We start from the raw sequence: 16,562 nt of genomic DNA, 5'->3' as shown, positions 1-16,562 counted from the left end.
CACCTCCTTGGCTAACCGGACAGGTTGAAGTTGCCGTTCGTACCGTAGATAGACAGCGAGACCAGCAGTGTTACCGACACCACGACGATCAGCGAGGTGCGCACCGCGTTGCCGGTCGCATTGCCCACACCGGCCGGGCCCCCCGAAGCGAAATAACCGTAGTAAGTGTGGATGAGCAGGATGGTGAGCGCCATCAGGATGGCCTGCAGAAACGACCACAACAAGTCGATCGGGTTCAGGAACGTGTTGAAGTAGTGCTGGTACAGGCCCTGCGACTGCCCGAGCAAGAACGTCGTGGTGAACTGACTCGCCACGAACGACAGGATGACGGCGATGCTGTACAACGGCGTGATCGCCATCATTCCCGCCAGGATCCTGGTGCTCACCAGGTAGGCGACCGGCCGAATTGCCATGCTCTCCAAGGCATCGACCTCTTCGTTGATCCGCATGGCACCCAGCTGGGCGGTCACCCCGGCGCCGAAGGTGGCGGCCAGACCGATCCCCGCGACCACCGGCGCCGCGATGCGCACATTGATGAACGCGGCCAAGAAGCCCGTCAGCGCCTCGATGCCGATGTTGCCCAGCGAGGTGTAACCCTGGATCGCCAGTGTGCCGCCCGCCGCCAGCGTCAGGAAGCCAACGATCACCACGGTTCCGCCGATCATCGCCAAAGTGCCCGCGCCCATGCTGATCTCGGCAACGAGTCGGACGACTTCGCGGGTGTAGCGGGTAGCGGCGAAGGGCACTCCGGCGAGCGCTTTACCGTAGAAGATGGTGTGGTCGCCGATCCGGCCCATCAAGGCGACCGGCCTCTCGAATTCGCGGATCAACCGCGGATATGTGGCCCTCAGCGCCATTGCCTGCCCCTACTTCGCCGTCATCTTGATGCCGATCGCGGTGACGACCACGTTGACGACAAACAGAGACATGAAGGCATAAACCACGGTTTCGTTCACCGCGTTGCCAACGGCCTTGGCGCCGCCGCCGCTGATCGACAGGCCCCGATAGCAGGCGACCAAGCCGGCGATGAGCCCGAAAAGCGCTGCCTTGATGCACGAAATGATCACCTCGGGCACACCGGTGAGCAATGTGATACCCGCGGCGAACGCGCCGGGATTGACGCCTTGGACAAACACCGAGAAGACGTAGCCGCCCAGGACGCCGATGATGACCACGAGGCTGTTGAGCAGGAAGGCGACCAACCCGGAAGCCAGCATGCGCGGTGTGACCAACCGCTGCACCGGGTTGATGCCCAGCACCTCCATCGCGTCGATTTCTTCACGAATCGTTCGCGCCCCCAGGTCCGCACACATTGCCGTGGCACCAGCTCCCGCCACGATCAAGACCGTGACCAGCGGTCCGAGCTGGGTGACCGCACCGAACGCGGCACCCGCACCGGAGAGATCCGCCGCGCCCAGTTCGCGTAACAGGATGTTCAGCGTGAAGCTGACCAGGACGGTAAACGGGATGGCCACCAACAGAGTGGGGGCCAGCGACACCCGCGCGACAAACCAGGATTGCTCCAAGAACTCCCGCCACTGGAACGGCCGGCGGAACGCGAACTTCACCGCATCGGCCGACATTGCGAATAGGGCCCCGACGGCCTGCATGGATCCGGACAGATTCTTGAGTCTCAACGAGGGTAATCCGGGGGACCAGCGGTCGTTGCTAATTGCCATCGGCCTCAAACCCTTTCCTGAGTTACGAGACCGACGGTCTTGTTCCCGCCTATTGACTGCTGTAGATTTGGCTGAGACGACGGCCACGACGGCGCGCTGGCGACGACGAAACGCCCTGTGCGCGGCCGGGATCCGGCATCTGCCTCGGGCGTGACGGCGCTGTCCATCCTCACGCCGGGCCCTCCATTCTGTTGCGTGAGTTGACGCTCCAAAACGTGGGGCCCCATGTCTTGAAGCGTCCGGCGATTATGACTCATGCCGGGTCCGGACGGAATGGAAAACGCATAACCGTTATCCGACAAGCAATCAGCAGTCCGCTTAGCCGGGGCCAATGTGTCGCCACAGCCGCGACGGTCGCCTCGAACATCAACGAGATCTCCGGTCCTAGGTGACGGCGCCGGCCGTCTTGAGTTCGATGATGCGGTCCCAGTCGAGTCCGAGTTCCATCAAGATCTCGTCCGTCTGCTCGGCGAATCCGGGTGCCGGCCCCGTTTGCGGAGCCGCGACGTCGAACTGGACCGGATTCGCGACCAGGTCGAGCTCGCCGGCGTGCACCATGTACTCGTTCGCCCGGACCTGCGCGTCGTCGGCGGCCTGCAGGGTGTCCTGGACGGGCGCCCACGGCCCCGCCAGCGTGGCGAAGCGCTCGCTCCACTCGGCCAGCGTGCGGGTTGCGATGGCCTTGGTCAGGAGCTCGACCGCATCCGCCGTGTTCGCGGCGATCTTCTCCACCGTTTCGAAGCGCGGGTCCTCGGCCAGCTCCGGTAGGTCGACGTGCCGGCACACGTCGGCCCAGAACTTGGTGGGCTGCATCATCACGAAGGAGATGTAGCGCCCGTCGGACGTCGTGTACAGGCCCACCAAGGGGTTGTTCGGGGCGCCGTGCACCCCCGGCGGCGGTGCTTCCAATCGCTGGCCCAAATGCTTTGTGAGCGCGACCGTGTGTCCCATCGACCACAGCCCGCTGCCCAGCAGCGACACGTCGACGATGGACGGTTCGCCGGTGCGTTCCCGTTTCAGCAGGGCCGCCGCGATGCCACCCGCGAGATTTGTGCCGGAGATGGTGTCGCCGTACGCGGGTCCGGGCGGCGCGATCATCCCCGGCATCCCCGCCGGCGTGATGGTCGCGGCGGTTCCGGCCCGGCACCAGAAGGCGGTCATGTCGTAACCACCCTTCACCGACTCCTCCCCGCGCGGGCCGAGCGCGCTTCCGCGCGCGTAGACGATGTTCGGGTTCACCGCCCGGATGTCATCGATGTCGATCCCGAACTTCTGGCGGGCGCCGGGCAGGAAGCTGGTGAGGAAGACATCCGACCGTCGGGCCAGCTCGTAGAGCACCTCCTTGCCCTCCGGCACCGACATGTCCAGGCCGATGCTGCGCTTGCCGCGGTTCGCGTGTTCGATGTTGGGGTTGGGGTCGCCCTCGACGCGCAGCATGCCGGTCTGCCGGAGACCGCGCTGGGGGTCGCCGGTTACCGCGTGTTCGACCTTGACGACGTCGGCGCCCCACTCGGCGAGCACGGCGCCCGCCGACGGGACGAACCCGTACATCGCGACCTCTAGGACGCGGATGCCCTCGAGCGGCCTCACGCCGGGGCTCCCGGCGCCGGCACCGCGAACGTCTTGCTCTCCAGGAACTCCTCCAGCCCGGCCACACCCATCTCGCGGCCTACCCCCGACTGCTTGAAGCCCCCGAACGGGCTGTCCGCACCGAAGTAGTTGCCGCCGTTGATGGAGAAGGAGCCGGCCCGGATCCGGCGCGCCACCGCGAGTGCGCGGTCCTCGTCGCGGCTGAAGACGGCGCCCGCGAGTCCGTAGATCGAGTTGTTGGCGATGCGCACCGCGTCGTCGTCATCGTCGAACGCGATCACGACGAGCACCGGGCCGAAGATCTCCTCCTGCGCGATCTCGCTGTCAGGATCGACATCGGTGAGCAGCGTCGGCGCATAGAAGTAGCCCGGGTCCAGTCGCTTGCCCCCGGTGACCAGGGTTGCGCCCGCGGCGACGGCCCGCTGGACCATGCCGTCGACCTTGTCCCGCTGGCGCTCGTTGATCAGCGGGCCCATGTAGGTTTTCGGATCCGCGGGGTCGCCGTGGCGGACGTGGGCGAAGTTCTGCGCGATCAGCTCGACGATCTCGTCGTGGTGCGACCTCGGGACCAGCAGCCGCGATGTCAGGGCGCAGCCCTGCCCCGCGTGCGTCACCATGCTGAACGCCGCGAACGTCGCCGCGGCGGCGAAGTCGGCGTCGTCCAGCATGATGGCGGCCGACTTGCCACCCAGTTCCAGGAACACCCGCTTGACCGTCCCGCTCGCGGCGGCCATGATCTTGCGCCCGACGGCCGTTGATCCGGTGAAGGTGACGACGTCGACGTCGGGGCTGGTGGTCAGCGCCTCCCCCGCCGCGGGGCCCGAGGAGCTGAGCACGTTCACCACGCCGTCGGGGATGTCGGTGTGCTCGGCGATCAGCTCACCGAGCGCTAGCGTGACCAAGGGTGTGTCCGGCGCACCCTTGAGGACCACGGTGCACCCGGCGGCCAGCGCGGGGGCGAGCTTCGCCAACGCCAGCTGATTCGGGTAGTTGTAGGCGATGATCGCCGCGACCACGCCGGCGGCTTCCCTTTCCACCCAGCGGTGATGGAGCATCCCGCGCGACTGCCTCTCCCCGAGGTCCTCAGAGAACTGGTAGGTGCGCAGCAGGTCGGCGTAGAAGCGCACGATGCCGATCGGCTCGTCGAGCTGGGCGCCCTGGGTCAGCGCCCGGGTGGCGCCGACCTCGGCGATGGTCAGCTCGCGCAGCTCGTCGGCGTGGTCGATCAGCGCCTGATGCAGCTGATCGAGGCAGCGGATGCGCAACTCGACGTCGGTCGGCCAGCTGGTGGTGTCGAACGCATCCCGGGCCGCTTCGATCGCCGCCGCGGCTTCCGCGGCGCCGGCGTCCGGCGCATGCCCGATGACCGCGCCGGTGGCGGGATTGATCGACGGGAATGTGGTGTCGGCGGTGACCAGACGGCCACCGATCAGCAGCCGGCGGTCGGCGTGTGACTCAGGCGCGGCGTCCGCGGCGGGCTCTGCCGTGTCCTGGGCAGCCATTCCGTACTCCCTAACGTGGTGACGGTCGCGATAATTTGATTCTCTTCCCCGGCGAATCTTACATTCGCGTCTCGATAATTCAAGAAACTCTCAGGAATGAGAGCGGGCCGCTGACCAGCACCCCAACCGCCGATCCGGTGGTGCAACGACCGCCCCGACGCAGGCCGCACGGGGTTTCCCGGGGAGGTTGCCACCCGCTCCGGCGTGAGAGTAGGGTTCTCATAATTGTAAGCGTGATTCTTTGTGACTGAGACGGTCACCCGTGGAGTAGAGGCATCAACGTGAAGACTGCGGTGGTCACCGGTGGCGGATCCGGCATCGGCCTTGCCGTCGCGCAACGGCTGCGCGCCGACGGCCTCGACGTCGCCACGATCGACCTCCGGCCGTCGGACGACGACCACTCCTTCACCGCCGACGTCACCGATCGGTCGCAGGTGGATGCCGCCTTCGCGGCGATCCGCACCCAGCTGGGCCCCGTCACGGTCCTCGTCAACGCCGCGGGCCTGGACGGATTCAAGCGCTTCACCAACATCACGTTCGAGGACTGGCGGCGGGTGCTCGACGTCAACCTCAACGGGGTCTTCCACACCATCCAGGCGGTGCTGCCCGACATGATCGAGGCCAAATGGGGGCGGATCGTCAACATCTCTTCGTCGAGCACGCATTCCGGCGCGCCCTACATGAGCCATTACGTGGCGGCCAAGTCGGCGGTCAACGGGCTCACCAAATCGCTGGCGCTCGAGTACGGCCCCGCCGGCATCACGGTCAACGCGGTGCCGCCGGGTTTCATCGACACCCCGATGCTGCGCGCCGCGGCGGAGAACGGCTTCCTGGGCGACATCGACGAGACCATCGCGCGGACCCCGGTGCGCCGGATGGGTAAGCCGGAAGACATCGCGGCGGCTTGCGCCTTCCTGGTGTCCGACGAGGCCGGCTACATCACCGGTCAGCTGTTGGGCGTCAACGGCGGTCGCAACACCTGAAACGTCGCGGCCCTCGACGGTCTTCGGCGACCAATTGGAAGGAGAAGCGGTGGCGGACGGCGCACACGGGCGCGTACGGGGCAAGGTCGCCTTCGTCACCGGCGCGGCGCGCGGCCAGGGCCGCAGCCACGCGGTGCGACTGGCCGAGGAAGGCGCCGACATCATCGCCGTCGACCTGTGCTGCGACATCGACACCATCGGCTACGCGATGGCCGCGCCAGAGGATCTCGACGAGACCGCACGGCTCGTCGAGAAGACCGGCCAGGCCGCGGTGACCGCCCGCGCCGACGTGCGCGACGCCGCCCAACTGCGCGACGCGCTGGACACCGGGCTGGCCGAGTTCGGCCGCCTCGACATCGTGGTCGCGCAGGCCGGGGTCGCCGGGATGAAGGGCGAGCCGCCGATGCAGGCGTGGTGCGACGTGATCGACACCAACCTGATCGGCACCGTCAACGCCATCCAGGTCGCGTTGCCGCACCTGCGGGCCGGCGCCTCGATCATCGCCACCGGATCCACTGCGGCGCTGATGGATACGGCCAAGAAGGACGCCCCGGGCAACGATCCGGGTGGCATGGCCTACGTGCACTCCAAGCGCGCGATCGCGCACTACGTGCACGACCTGGCAACCGAGCTGGCGCCGTTGGGAATTCGCGCCAACGTCGTGCACCCCACGAACACCAACACCGCCATGCTGCAGAGCGAGCCGATGTACCGCTCGTTCCGGCCGGACCTCGAACACCCGACCCGGGCGGACGCCGAACCCGTGTTCGGCGTGCAACAGGCCATGAGGATTCCGTATGTCGAGCCGGAAGACATCAGCAACGCCGTGCTGTGGTTGGCCTCCGACGAGGCCAGGTACGTCACGGGCATGCAGTTGCGCGTCGACGCCGGCGGCTACCTGAAGTGGTACGACTACCACAACTGAGAAGCCCCCAACTCGAATCCACAACGAACCACCGCAAGGAGACACCGTGAAGGTCTGGGTCGATCCCGAACGCTGTCAGGGCCACACCCTGTGCGCGATGATCGCGCCGGAGTCGTTTCAGCTCAGCGACATCGACGGCAGTTCATCCGCGGTCGATGAAGTGGTGCCCGCCGATCGGCAGGACCAGGTTCGCGAAGCCGCCCAATCCTGCCCGGAGCAGGCCATCATCATCACCGAATGACACGTAAAGGGAGACAGAGCTTTGAGTGTCGACGACACCGTCAGCGATAGCGAACGGAAGAAGACGCGGTATCAGTTTGAGCGGCATTCCCCGGAATACCGGTCGAACTTCAAGGCCATCACCGAAGAGATGCACGCGAAGTGCCCGATGGCCTGGAGCGACACCTACGGCGGCCACTGGGTGGCGGCAGGAAGCCATGAGGTGTTCGAGCTCGCTCGCTGCCCCGCGGTCTCCAACGATCACGATGTCAATAACGAACGCCGCGGCTACAAGGGCATTTCGATTCCGACGGCCAGCCGCATCAATGGCGTGCGCGGCGGGATCCTCGAGATGGACGAGCCCGAACACCGCATCTACCGCAACGTGCTCAACCCCTACCTCTCGCCCGCCGCGGTCAAGCGCTGGAAGCCGTTCATCGACGACGTGACTCGCGCCTGCCTCGACGAGAAGATCGAGGGAGGCCACATCGACTTCGTCGATGATCTGGCCAACGTCGTGCCTGCGGTCCTGACCCTGGCCATGCTGGGCATCCCGCTGAAGAACTGGCAGATGTACAGCGAGCCCACCCACGCGGCCGTGTACACGCCCGAGCATTCCCCGGACATCCAACGGGTCACCGAGATGCACCGGCAGATGGGGCTCGACCTGGTCAACAACATGATCGAGATTCGCGAGAATCCGCGGCCCGGGATCGTGAACGCTCTGCTGGAGATGCGGATCGACGGCGAGCCCGCCCCGGATCTGGAGATCCTCGGCAATCTCGGGCTGGTCATCGGCGGCGGCTTCGACACCACGACCGCACTGACCGCCCATTCGCTGGAATGGCTTTCGGAGCACCCCGATCAACGTGAGTTGCTCAGCAAGCGACGCGATACCCTGCTCGACCCGGCGACCGAGGAGTTCCTGCGGTACTTCACCCCGGCACCCGGCGATGGCCGAACATTCTCCGACGATGTCAAGCTCGACGGCACCCAGTTCAAAGAGGGTGAACGGCTATGGATTTCGTGGGCCATGGCCAACCGCGACCCGTCGGTGTTCAAAGACCCGGATGAAATCATCCTGGACCGCAAAGGTAATCGCCACTTCAGCTTTGGCCTCGGCGTCCACCGGTGCATCGGATCAAACGTGGCACGCACCGTGTTCAAATCGATGCTGACGGCGGTTCTCGACCGGATGCCCGACTACCGCTGTGACCCTGAGGGCACCATCCACTACGAGACCATCGGCGTCATCCAGGGCATGCGCAAACTGCCGGCCACCTTCACCCCCGGCCGCAAGATCGGGGCCGGGCTGGACGAGACGCTGGAGAAGCTGCAACGCATCTGCGACCAACAGGAACTCGCCAGGCCGATCACCGAACGCAAGGAAGCCGCCGTCATCGACTGACCTGCGGCGTCGCCATGCAGGAGAAAGCCGTCCATTGACCGCCCCAATTTTCCCGAGTACGCCTGTTCAGCAGAGCCGCGCTCTATATTCAGGCCAGGCGCGTGCGCAGAGACGGGAGACGCATCGGTGAAGACGTTCGCAGCAAGCCTTGCGCTTGCCACGGTCGCACTGACCGTCGCGCCGACGGCCCACGCGGACATCCAGGTCGGCAACTACCGGGTGGACACCAACCGGGATCCGGGCCACCTTTGGATTTGGGCGATTCGGCCGTGCCGATACGATCAAGGACCGGAATGCCTGACCATTCAAGCGATTGCGCAGCCCAACGGGCAAGCGGCGTTCTGGAACGCAAACGCTCATCTGACCAACGGCCGCTACACCATGGCCGTTGACGTGCCCGACGGTGTGCGCTGCGTGGTCCAGTTCTTTCCCTCTCATGACGTTTACTCGTGGGATGCGACGACGATGGCGGGTCAGGTCGACTCCACGTTCGACACGGGTTGCGGTGGCGGACCGGGGGGCACCGCTAGTTATCCGTTTTCGCTCGTGCGATGGTAGCCGCGTGACCCGGAGTCAGTCGATATGAAAGTGACGGGCAGCAAGCGCGATGGCTGAGGCGAAGGAACCGCAAGATTCGGCCACCTCTAAAGCCGACGTGAAGGCGTTGCTGGAAGAGGCCGAGGCGGAAGCGGCCGAGGCCGAAGCGCTGGCGGCCGCGGCGCGCGCTCGCGCCCGCGCCGCCCGGCTGCGGCGTGAAGCGCAGGCCCAAGCGGAGAAAGAGGCCCCGGCAGGGGCCGCCGAGGCAGCCCCGGACGCCGACGAGGACGCGACCGACACCGCCAAAGCGGAGGCCGAAGACGATGTCGCCGACGCTGCCGAAGCCACCGGTGATGCGGAGACCGCCGAAGAAGTCTCCGGCGAAACCCCGGAAGAAACCGAGTCGGAATCCGAGCCGGCCCGCTCCCGGCGACGCGTGCGGCTGCCACCGTGGTCCGTGACGTGGAAAGCGGCCGTCATCGTTCTCATCTGCGCCTTCGTCGGGGCCAGCGGATACATGGTGTGGGAACGCCACGAGACCACCGAGCGCAACCAGCGCACCGCGAACTTCATCGCTGGGGCCAAACAAGGCGTCGTCAACATGTTCTCGATGGACTTCAATCGGGCCAAGGAGGACGTCCAGCGGGTGATCGACAATTCAACTGGCCAGTTCAGGGACGACTTCCAGCAGCGCGCGAAGGATTTCACGACGGTTGTCGAGCAGTCCAAGGTGGTCACCCAGGGAACCGTGAACGCGGCGGCCGTGCAATCCATCGAGGGGAATTCCGCGTTGGTGCTCGTCGCGGCGTCATCGCGGATCAGCAACGCCGCGGGCGCCAAAGACGAACCACGCAATTGGCGGCTCAAAGTGACCGTCACAGACGACGGCGGGCAGTACAAGATGTCCAAACTGGAGTTCGTTCCATGAGCGACGAAGGCCGCGACGTCGACGCCGACGCCGACTCTCCCGAACAGACCGACGACAGTGAACCGAGCAAGCCTCGGGCGCGGCGCAGGGTGAAGGTCCTTCCCGTCCTTCTGGTTTCGCTCCTGCTGCTCTCCGGTGGCGTGGCGACATGGCTGTACTTCACCCAGTACCGGCCCGACAAACAAACCGACGCCGGCGTCGCCAACGCGGTCGTCGCTGCGGCGTCCGACGGCACGGTCGCGCTGCTGTCCTACTCGCCCGACACACTCGACAAAGACTTCGCCGCGGCGAAGTCGCACCTGTCCGGGGATTTCCTGTCGTACTACAACCAGTTCACCGAGCAGATCGTCGCTCCGGCGGCCAAGCAGAAGTCCCTGAAAACCAGCGCTCGGGTGATCGGGGCCGCGGTCTCGGAGCTGCATCCGAATTCGGCGGTCGTACTGGTGTTGGTCGATCAGAGCACCACCAGTAAGGACAACCCGGACCCAGCGATGGCGTCCAGCAGCGTGCTGGTGAGTGTGAGCCGCGTCAACGGGGCTTGGCTGATCACCAAGTTCGACCCGGTCTAGCGACTCGGTTCGCTCGACAGGGGGAGCTAACCCCGCGGCAGCCCGAGCACCCGTTGGGCGATGATGTTGCGCTGGATCTCCGAGGTGCCCCCGGCGATTGTCCCCGAGAAGCTGCGGGCATAGCGCTCGAACCAACTGGCGAAGTAGTGGTCGAGGTTCATGTGTGCATACGGCCCGGTCAGGCCCGGGTGAACCAGGCCGTCGGCGCCCGCCGACGTCAGCGCGAGCTCCATGGCACGCAGCTCGGCCTCGGACCCGAGCAGCTTGAGCACCGAGATCGCCGCCACGTCGTCTTCGCCGCGGGAGGCGCGGGCCAAGGCCGCCGACCCCAGCAGGCGCAGCGCCTGCTTGTCCATGATGGTGCTGGCGTACTGGTCGCGCTCGACCTCCGTGCCGGGATGGAAGTCGTCGATCATGTTGTCGAGCCGATCGGCGAAACCCAGCCACATCATCGTGCGCTCGTGCCCCAGCGACCCGTTGGCGACCCGCCAGCCCTGGTCGAGCTCGCCGACCAGATTCTCCGCCGGCACCCGGGCGTCGGTGAAGAAGACCTCGTTGAAATCCAGGTCGTCGGCGCCGCAGATCGACGGGAACGGCCGGCGCACGACTCCCGGTGTGTCGGTGGGGATGATCAGCGCGCTGATCCCCTTGTGCTTGGGCGCATCCGGGTTAGTACGCACGAACGTCAGCAGGACGTCGGCGTCGTGGGCGCCCGACGTCCACACCTTCTGCCCGTTGACCACGAAGTGGTCGCCGTCCAGCACGGCGCGGGTGCGCAACGACGCCAGGTCGGAGCCCGCGCTGGGTTCACTCATGCCCAGCGATGCGGTGATCTCGGCCCGCAGGATCGGCACCGCCCACCGTCGCTTGTGTTCCTCGCTGCCGAACGACAACAGCGACGCCGCAACGATGTTCACGCCCTGCGGGTTGAAGCTGTGGTAGATCCGGCGGCGGCTGAGTTCCTCGAGGTAGACGAACTGCTGAATGACCGTCGCGTTGCGGCCGCCGAACTCCGGCGGCTGGCTCGGCAGCAGCCAGCCGTTGTCGAACAACAGCCGCTGCCAGTCGCGCGCCCACCGCGGCATATGGGACACCGAACGGGGCCGCTCCAGCGTTTCGCTTGCGGGCGGCAGGTTTTCGTCGAGGAAGGCCGCGAACTCCGACCGAAACGCCTCGACGTCGGAATCAAAAGTCAGCTGCACGGTACTCCTCCGCGATGCGCGCCCGGTGCTCGGCGGCGCCGCCCAGCATCAACTCACCGGCCTTGGCGCGCTTCAGCGCGAACTGCAGATCGTTCTCCCACGTGAATCCCATTGCACCGTGGAGCTGTAAACCATGCCGGAAGACCAGCGACTGGCACTCCCCGGCCGACGCCTTGGCCATGGCCGCCGCGAGCCGGCGGCGGGGATCGTCGGCGGCGATGGTCAGCGCCGCGAAGTACGCCAGGGCCCTGGCCCGTTCGACCGCGACGTGCATGTCCGCGGCCTTGTGCTGAACGGCCTGGAACGAACCGATCGGCACGCCGAATTGCTGCCGGCTCCGGACGTGTTCGAGCACCAGATCGAGGATGCGCTGGCACGCACCGACCATGGTGATCGCCATGCCCGTCAGCGCGATGTGGTGCGCGCGCTCGGAGTCGACGGTGAGCCGAGCGCTGTCGGGCACCCGGACTTCGCCGAACGACAGGTCGGCGATGTGCAGGACGGGATCGAAGATCGCCGTCCGCCGCGCCGACACCTGGTTCGACGCGATGACGAACACCCCGGCGTCGGTCACCACCGCCAAGCGGTCGACGCGATCGCCGTCGAGCACATGCCGCGCGGTCCCGTCCAACACCCAGCCCTCGGCGTCCCGGTGCGCCGCCACCCCGCCGTACACGGCGGTGCCCGACTCGTGCGGATCGAACTGCTCAGCCGCCAACGGGGCGAACTGGCTCATCGTCGCCAGGAAGGGGGTGGGGTCGGTCGCGCGCCCCAATTCCTCGAGCACGACAGCCAATTCGACGGCGCTGGCGGCATCGTTCAGCTCGGTCCAGCCCTGGTCCACATACGACTTCCACAAGGGGCTGGGGTCGACACCGTCCTCGGCCACGCCGCGCACCAGAGCGGGTGGGCACTGCTTGGCGACGGCGTCGCGAACGGTCTTCTGCCACAGCCGCTGATCGGCATCGAACTCCAACAGCATGAAGGCCGCCTCCCTGTCATCACCGCCGGCGCGAGAATATCATTCTCGCATGCGGAAGTAATAATCTCGCAGTCGGGTTACGGGGTCACGGACGCGGCCCGGCGGATATCGATGCCGACCGCGTCGACCGGTCGCGATGCGAGACTGCGCTCGGGGCATTACGACGCCGGCGCCCCCGGACGAAGGGAAAGACCATTGGATCGCGAGACCTACCAACGGGGGCTGGACATCCGCTCCGCCGTGCTGGGCGAGGAGTATGTCAGCCGCGCCCTGGCCGACGCGGACGACTTCACCAAGCCCCTGCAGGACCTGGTCACCGAGTATTGCTGGGGCGCGGTGTGGGGCCGCGACGAGTTGTCCCGAAAGACGCGCAGCATGCTCAACCTGGCGATGATCTCGGTGTTGAACCGCCCGAACGAACTGCGCACGCACGTCAAGGCGGCGCTGACCAACGGCGTCACCCGCGAGGAGATTCGCGAGATCTTCCTGCAGGTCGCCATCTACGCGGGAGTGCCGGCCGCGGTCGACAGCTTCCGCATCGCCCGCGAGGCGTTCGCCGAACTAGAGCGGGACCGTGGCGATCGCTAGCGCGGCGAAGCCGGGCGCAGCGGGTCGCCACCATCAAGATTCGGGGATCGCCGTGCGGGTGGGATTCGTCGGGCTGGGGAACATGGGTTTTCCCATGGCACGGCGCCTGATTGAGCAAAACCATGACGTCGTGGCGTTCGACACGCGCGAGGAGGCGCTGGAGCGCGTCGTCGCCTTGGGGGCGCGTCCCGCGTCGTCGCCGAAAGACGTCGCCGACCGTGCCGAGACGGTGCTGGCCAGCCTCCCCACGCCGGCCGCCTCGCTCGAGGTGGCGACCGGTGCGGCGGGCGTGATCGCGGGCGCGCGGATCGAGCGCTACGTCGACCTGTCCACGATCGGCAGCCGCACCGCGGGCCAGATCCACGACCGGCTCGCCCAGCGCGACATCGTGGCGATCGACAGCCCGGTCAGCGGCGGTGTCGGCGGGGCCGAGAAGGGCGCCCTCGCGATCATGGTGTCCGGTCCGCGCGCCGGATTCGAGGCCGCCCGACCCGCCCTCGAGGCGATCGGCCGACCGTTCTACGTCGGAGCCAAACCCGGTTTGGCGCAGACGATGAAGCTGGCCAACAACGTGCTGGCGGCCAACGTCCTGGCCGCGACCGCGGAGGTCGTGGTGATGGGTGTGAAGGCCGGGCTCGACCCGGCCGTGATGATCGAGGTGCTCAACGCCGGCTCGGGCGCCACCAGCGCGAGCCGGGACAAGTTCCCCCGCGCGATCCTGCCCGGGACGTTCGATTACGGGTTTGCCACCGGGCTGATGGTCAAAGACGTGCGGCTCTATCTCGAGGAAGCGGAAGCGCTCGGCGTGCCGACGGACGTGGCCACCACCATCCGCCGGCTCTGGGAGCGGGTCGCGGATGACCAAGGCCCCGATTCCGACTTCACGACGGTCATCAAACCGCTCGAGCGGGCCGCCGGCGTGACGGTCGGCCCGTCGCCCGCCCCGCCCGGTCACCCCCTGCATAGAGGCGGATGACCCCGATCCGCGGGCCAGAGAATGGTATTATCCAGATTTAAGAACGATACTTGCGAAACCCGCGGGAAATCGCCTACTACCAGCGATGATGACTAAACGAAACGCTTACCGAAAACCCGTTGAATGACCGTTGAGAAAAATGTTAGATTATCTATCATATGACCCGGCTGGGCTCGCATCTGCCGCCCGAGTCGAAGGATGGCTTTCGTGATCGAACACGCTGACGGCACTCGCACACCGCTCATCGACGCGAGCGTGCACATCTTCTTCCCGTCCAACAAGGCGCTGCGGAAGACCCTGCGCGAGCCGTTCAAGAGCCGCGGCTTCCCCGATTACGAGATGGACTGGTACGGCGCTCCCGGCGGTGAGTACGCGCCGAACACCGAGGGAACGGACGGCCAATACCCCGGATCAGATCCGGAATTCGTTGCCCAGGAGCTGTTTTCGAAGCGCGGAGTCGACGTCGCCGTCCTGCATCCGATGGGCCGCGGCATCATGCCCGACCGGCACCTCGGCACCGCCCTGCACGCCGCCCACAACGAGATGATGGTGTCGAACTGGCTGGAGTCCAGCGAGTTCGGCGAGAAGTTCCGCGGCACCATCCGGGTCAATCCGGACGACATCGCCGGCGCATTGCGGGAGATCGAGAAATGGCGCGCGCATCCGCGCGTCGTCCAGATCGGCGTCCCGCTGCAATCCCGCGAGCTGTACGGCAAACCGCAGTTCTGGCCGCTGTGGGAGGCCGCGGTCGACGCCGGCCTGCCGGTGGCCGCGCACATCGAGGTGGGCAACGGGATCATGTTCCCGCCAACGCCGTCCGGCAACACCCGCACCTACGAGCAATACGTCAGCTTCATGGCGCTGAATTACATCTACCACCTGATGAACATGATCGCCGAGGGAGTGTTCGAGCGCTTCGCCGGACTGAAGTTCGTCTGGGCCGACGGCGCCGCCGACTTCGTGACACCGTTCATCTGGCGGATGGACACATTCGGGCGGCCGCACCTCGAGCAGACGCCGTGGGCGCCGCGCATTCCCAGCGACTACCTGCCCGGGCACGTGTACTTCGTCCAGGGCAGCCTCGACGGTCCCGGCGATGTCGAGTTCGCCGGCGAATGGTTCGGCTTCACCGGCAAGGACGACATGGTGATGTTCGGCTCCAGCTACCCGCACTGGCAGTTCGGTGATGCCACGAAGCTGCCCGGCGCGCTCTCCGCCGAACAGCGCGAAAAGGTGTGCTGGCGCAACGCGGCGCAGCTCTACGGCATAGACATGCCCGCCGGGGTCGGCGCACAGTAGGAGTAGGACGTGAGACCGAGGAGTTCGAGATGACGTTGACACATTCGCAGGAGCGGGTACCCGCTGCCGAGCGCATAGCCGTCCGGTGCGTCGACTCGGATGTTCACCCGGCGCCCAAACGCGGCGAGCTGGTTCCGTACATCCCCGAGCCGTGGCGCAGCAAGTACTTCCTCAACCGCAACGTGGGCGAGCTGATCTACTACGACGCCCCCGACTATGCGCACTCCTACGCGATGCGGGTGGACACCTTCCCCCCCAACGGCGAGTTTCCCTGCAGCGACCCGGACTTGGCGTTTCGCCAGCTGATCATGGAGGCGGGCTCCGACATCGCGATCCTGGAACCCGCCGCCTACCCGGCCCGGCTGCCCGAAGCGCAACACGCAATGTCGTACGCGCTCAACGACTGGCAGGCCAATCACTGGCTGGACAGCCACAACAACTGGCACGAGCGGTGGCGCGGTTCGATCTGCCTGGCCATCGAGGAGCCGCAAGAGTCCGTGCGCGAAATCGAGCGCTGGGCGGGGCACCCCTACATGGCGCAGATCCTGATCAAGGCGGAGCCCAAGCCGTCGTGGGGCCATCCCAAATACGACCCGATCTGGGCGGCGGCGACCAAGCACGACATCACCGTGAGCTGCCACCTGTCGCGCAGCCAGTACGACGAATTACCGATTCCGCCGGTGGGATTCCCCAGCTACAACCACGACTTCATGGTGACCTATTCGCTGCTGGCCGCCAATCAGGTGATGAGCCTGATCTTCGACGGCGTCTTCGACCGCTTCCCGACGCTGCGGATCGTCTTCGTCGAGCACGCGTTCACCTGGATCCTGCCGCTGATGTGGCGGATGGACGCGATCTACGAGGCCCGCAAGTCGTGGGTGGACATCAAGCGCAAGCCGTCCGAATACGTCAAGGACCACATCAAGTTCACCACCCAGCCGCTGGACTATCCCGAAGACAAGACCGAGCTGACCCGCGCGCTGGAATGGATGGAGTGCGAGAAGATCCTGCTGTTCTCCTCGGATTACCCGCATTGGACATTCGACGACCCCCGCTGGCTGGTCAAGCACCTGCCCAAAGCGGCCCGCGACGCCGTGATGTACAAGAACGGCATCGCGACGTACCACCTGCCCGAGACCGTTCCGGTCCTCGAGGGTCAGACCCGGGTGCTCTGA

At 66.3% G+C, this 16,562-nt stretch carries 17 protein-coding genes; 11 read left to right on the top strand and 6 right to left on the bottom strand.

Translation table 11 applies throughout. The features are described 5' to 3' along the window. Nucleotides 1–11 precede the first annotated feature (11 nt). The 4 genes from U8D42_RS01140 to U8D42_RS01125 all read right to left on the bottom strand — a co-directional run bounded on the left by U8D42_RS01140 (nt 12) and on the right by U8D42_RS01125 (nt 4,771). On the bottom strand, nt 12–857 hold the full coding sequence (locus U8D42_RS01140) for an ABC transporter permease (protein WP_085242374.1): 846 nt from the start codon (nt 855–857) through the stop codon (nt 12–14). Between the two features lie 9 nt (nt 858–866). After that, a complete protein-coding gene (locus U8D42_RS01135; RefSeq protein WP_322861022.1) occupies nt 867–1,679 on the bottom strand; it encodes an MlaE family ABC transporter permease in 813 nt (270 codons plus the stop codon). Between the two features lie 384 nt (nt 1,680–2,063). Beyond that, nucleotides 2,064–3,269, bottom strand: coding sequence for a CaiB/BaiF CoA transferase family protein (locus U8D42_RS01130; protein WP_322860959.1), 1,206 nt, complete (start codon nt 3,267–3,269; stop codon nt 2,064–2,066). Next, the gene (locus U8D42_RS01125; protein WP_322860960.1) at nt 3,266–4,771 is read right to left on the bottom strand and encodes an aldehyde dehydrogenase family protein; all 1,506 of its coding nucleotides are present in this window, start codon (nt 4,769–4,771) and stop codon (nt 3,266–3,268) included. Before U8D42_RS01125 ends, U8D42_RS01130 begins: the two co-directional genes overlap by 4 nt. 281 nt (nt 4,772–5,052) lie before the next feature. Here U8D42_RS01125 and U8D42_RS01120 point away from each other — a divergent pair, with 281 nt between their 5' ends. The 7 genes from U8D42_RS01120 (at nt 5,053) to U8D42_RS01090 (ending at nt 10,340) form a co-directional block, all read left to right on the top strand. Next, entirely contained in the window at nt 5,053–5,754 is a 702-nt protein-coding gene (locus U8D42_RS01120) for an SDR family NAD(P)-dependent oxidoreductase (protein ID WP_322860961.1), read from the top strand. A gap of 49 nt (nt 5,755–5,803) precedes the next feature. Continuing rightward, nucleotides 5,804–6,679: a mycofactocin-coupled SDR family oxidoreductase gene (locus tag U8D42_RS01115; protein ID WP_322860962.1), complete on the top strand. Its 876-nt coding sequence runs from the start codon at nt 5,804–5,806 to the stop codon at nt 6,677–6,679. A gap of 46 nt (nt 6,680–6,725) precedes the next feature. Further along, nucleotides 6,726–6,920, top strand: a complete 195-nt coding sequence (locus U8D42_RS01110) for a ferredoxin (RefSeq protein WP_322860963.1) — start codon at nt 6,726–6,728, stop codon at nt 6,918–6,920. Nucleotides 6,921–6,941: 21 nt separating this feature from the next. Continuing rightward, nucleotides 6,942–8,306 (top strand): cytochrome P450, encoded by a 1,365-nt coding sequence (locus U8D42_RS01105; RefSeq protein WP_322860964.1) that lies wholly within the window; start codon nt 6,942–6,944, stop codon nt 8,304–8,306. 126 nt (nt 8,307–8,432) lie between these two features. Next, entirely contained in the window at nt 8,433–8,864 is a 432-nt protein-coding gene (locus U8D42_RS01100) for a hypothetical protein (RefSeq protein ID WP_322860965.1), read from the top strand. A gap of 49 nt (nt 8,865–8,913) precedes the next feature. After that, nucleotides 8,914–9,771 carry a hypothetical protein gene (locus U8D42_RS01095; protein ID WP_322860966.1) on the top strand — a complete coding sequence of 286 codons (858 nt, stop codon included), beginning with the start codon at nt 8,914–8,916 and terminating at the stop codon, nt 9,769–9,771. Beyond that, complete coding sequence (locus U8D42_RS01090; RefSeq protein WP_322860967.1) at nt 9,768–10,340, top strand: hypothetical protein; 573 nt, start codon at nt 9,768–9,770, stop codon at nt 10,338–10,340. The genes U8D42_RS01095 and U8D42_RS01090 overlap by 4 nt, the downstream gene beginning before the upstream one ends. Nucleotides 10,341–10,366: 26 nt before the next feature. Here the strand turns inward: U8D42_RS01090 and U8D42_RS01085 are convergent, their stop codons facing one another. Both U8D42_RS01085 and U8D42_RS01080 read right to left on the bottom strand, forming a co-directional pair. Then, nucleotides 10,367–11,542: an acyl-CoA dehydrogenase family protein gene (locus U8D42_RS01085; RefSeq protein WP_322860968.1), complete on the bottom strand. Its 1,176-nt coding sequence runs from the start codon at nt 11,540–11,542 to the stop codon at nt 10,367–10,369. Continuing rightward, nucleotides 11,526–12,524: an acyl-CoA dehydrogenase family protein gene (locus U8D42_RS01080; protein WP_322860969.1), complete on the bottom strand. Its 999-nt coding sequence runs from the start codon at nt 12,522–12,524 to the stop codon at nt 11,526–11,528. Before U8D42_RS01080 ends, U8D42_RS01085 begins: the two co-directional genes overlap by 17 nt. A gap of 195 nt (nt 12,525–12,719) precedes the next feature. Between U8D42_RS01080 and U8D42_RS01075 the strand changes: the two genes are divergently transcribed. The 4 genes from U8D42_RS01075 to U8D42_RS01060 all read left to right on the top strand — a co-directional run bounded on the left by U8D42_RS01075 (nt 12,720) and on the right by U8D42_RS01060 (nt 16,562). After that, nucleotides 12,720–13,112 (top strand): carboxymuconolactone decarboxylase family protein, encoded by a 393-nt coding sequence (locus U8D42_RS01075; protein ID WP_085242388.1) that lies wholly within the window; start codon nt 12,720–12,722, stop codon nt 13,110–13,112. 52 nt (nt 13,113–13,164) lie between these two features. Further along, nucleotides 13,165–14,088, top strand: coding sequence for an NAD(P)-dependent oxidoreductase (locus U8D42_RS01070; RefSeq protein WP_322861023.1), 924 nt, complete (start codon nt 13,165–13,167; stop codon nt 14,086–14,088). Between the two features lie 207 nt (nt 14,089–14,295). After that, complete coding sequence (locus tag U8D42_RS01065) at nt 14,296–15,387, top strand: amidohydrolase family protein (protein ID WP_322860970.1); 1,092 nt, start codon at nt 14,296–14,298, stop codon at nt 15,385–15,387. A gap of 29 nt (nt 15,388–15,416) precedes the next feature. Next, the gene (locus tag U8D42_RS01060; protein WP_322860971.1) at nt 15,417–16,562 is read left to right on the top strand and encodes an amidohydrolase family protein; all 1,146 of its coding nucleotides are present in this window, start codon (nt 15,417–15,419) and stop codon (nt 16,560–16,562) included.

The organism is Mycobacterium europaeum (assembly GCF_034555895.2).
Classification (GTDB): domain Bacteria; phylum Actinomycetota; class Actinomycetes; order Mycobacteriales; family Mycobacteriaceae; genus Mycobacterium; species Mycobacterium europaeum.
Note: the sequence above shows the minus strand (reverse complement) of the source record. Positions and strands in the feature narration are given on the sequence as shown.

Bases quoted from the DNA above. Each gene is read 5' to 3' on its own strand.
- U8D42_RS01090 (WP_322860967.1), top strand. From the start codon at position 9,768: ATGAGCGACGAAGGCCGCGACGTCGACGCCGACGCCGACTCTCCCGAA.
- U8D42_RS01140 (WP_085242374.1), bottom strand. From the start codon at position 857: ATGGCGCTGAGGGCCACATATCCGCGGTTGATCCGCGAATTCGAGAGG.
- U8D42_RS01095 (WP_322860966.1), top strand. From the start codon at position 8,914: ATGGCTGAGGCGAAGGAACCGCAAGATTCGGCCACCTCTAAAGCCGAC.
- U8D42_RS01080 (WP_322860969.1), bottom strand. From the start codon at position 12,524: ATGCTGTTGGAGTTCGATGCCGATCAGCGGCTGTGGCAGAAGACCGTT.
- U8D42_RS01125 (WP_322860960.1), bottom strand. From the start codon at position 4,771: ATGGCTGCCCAGGACACGGCAGAGCCCGCCGCGGACGCCGCGCCTGAG.
- U8D42_RS01060 (WP_322860971.1), top strand. From the start codon at position 15,417: ATGACGTTGACACATTCGCAGGAGCGGGTACCCGCTGCCGAGCGCATA.
- U8D42_RS01135 (WP_322861022.1), bottom strand. From the start codon at position 1,679: ATGGCAATTAGCAACGACCGCTGGTCCCCCGGATTACCCTCGTTGAGA.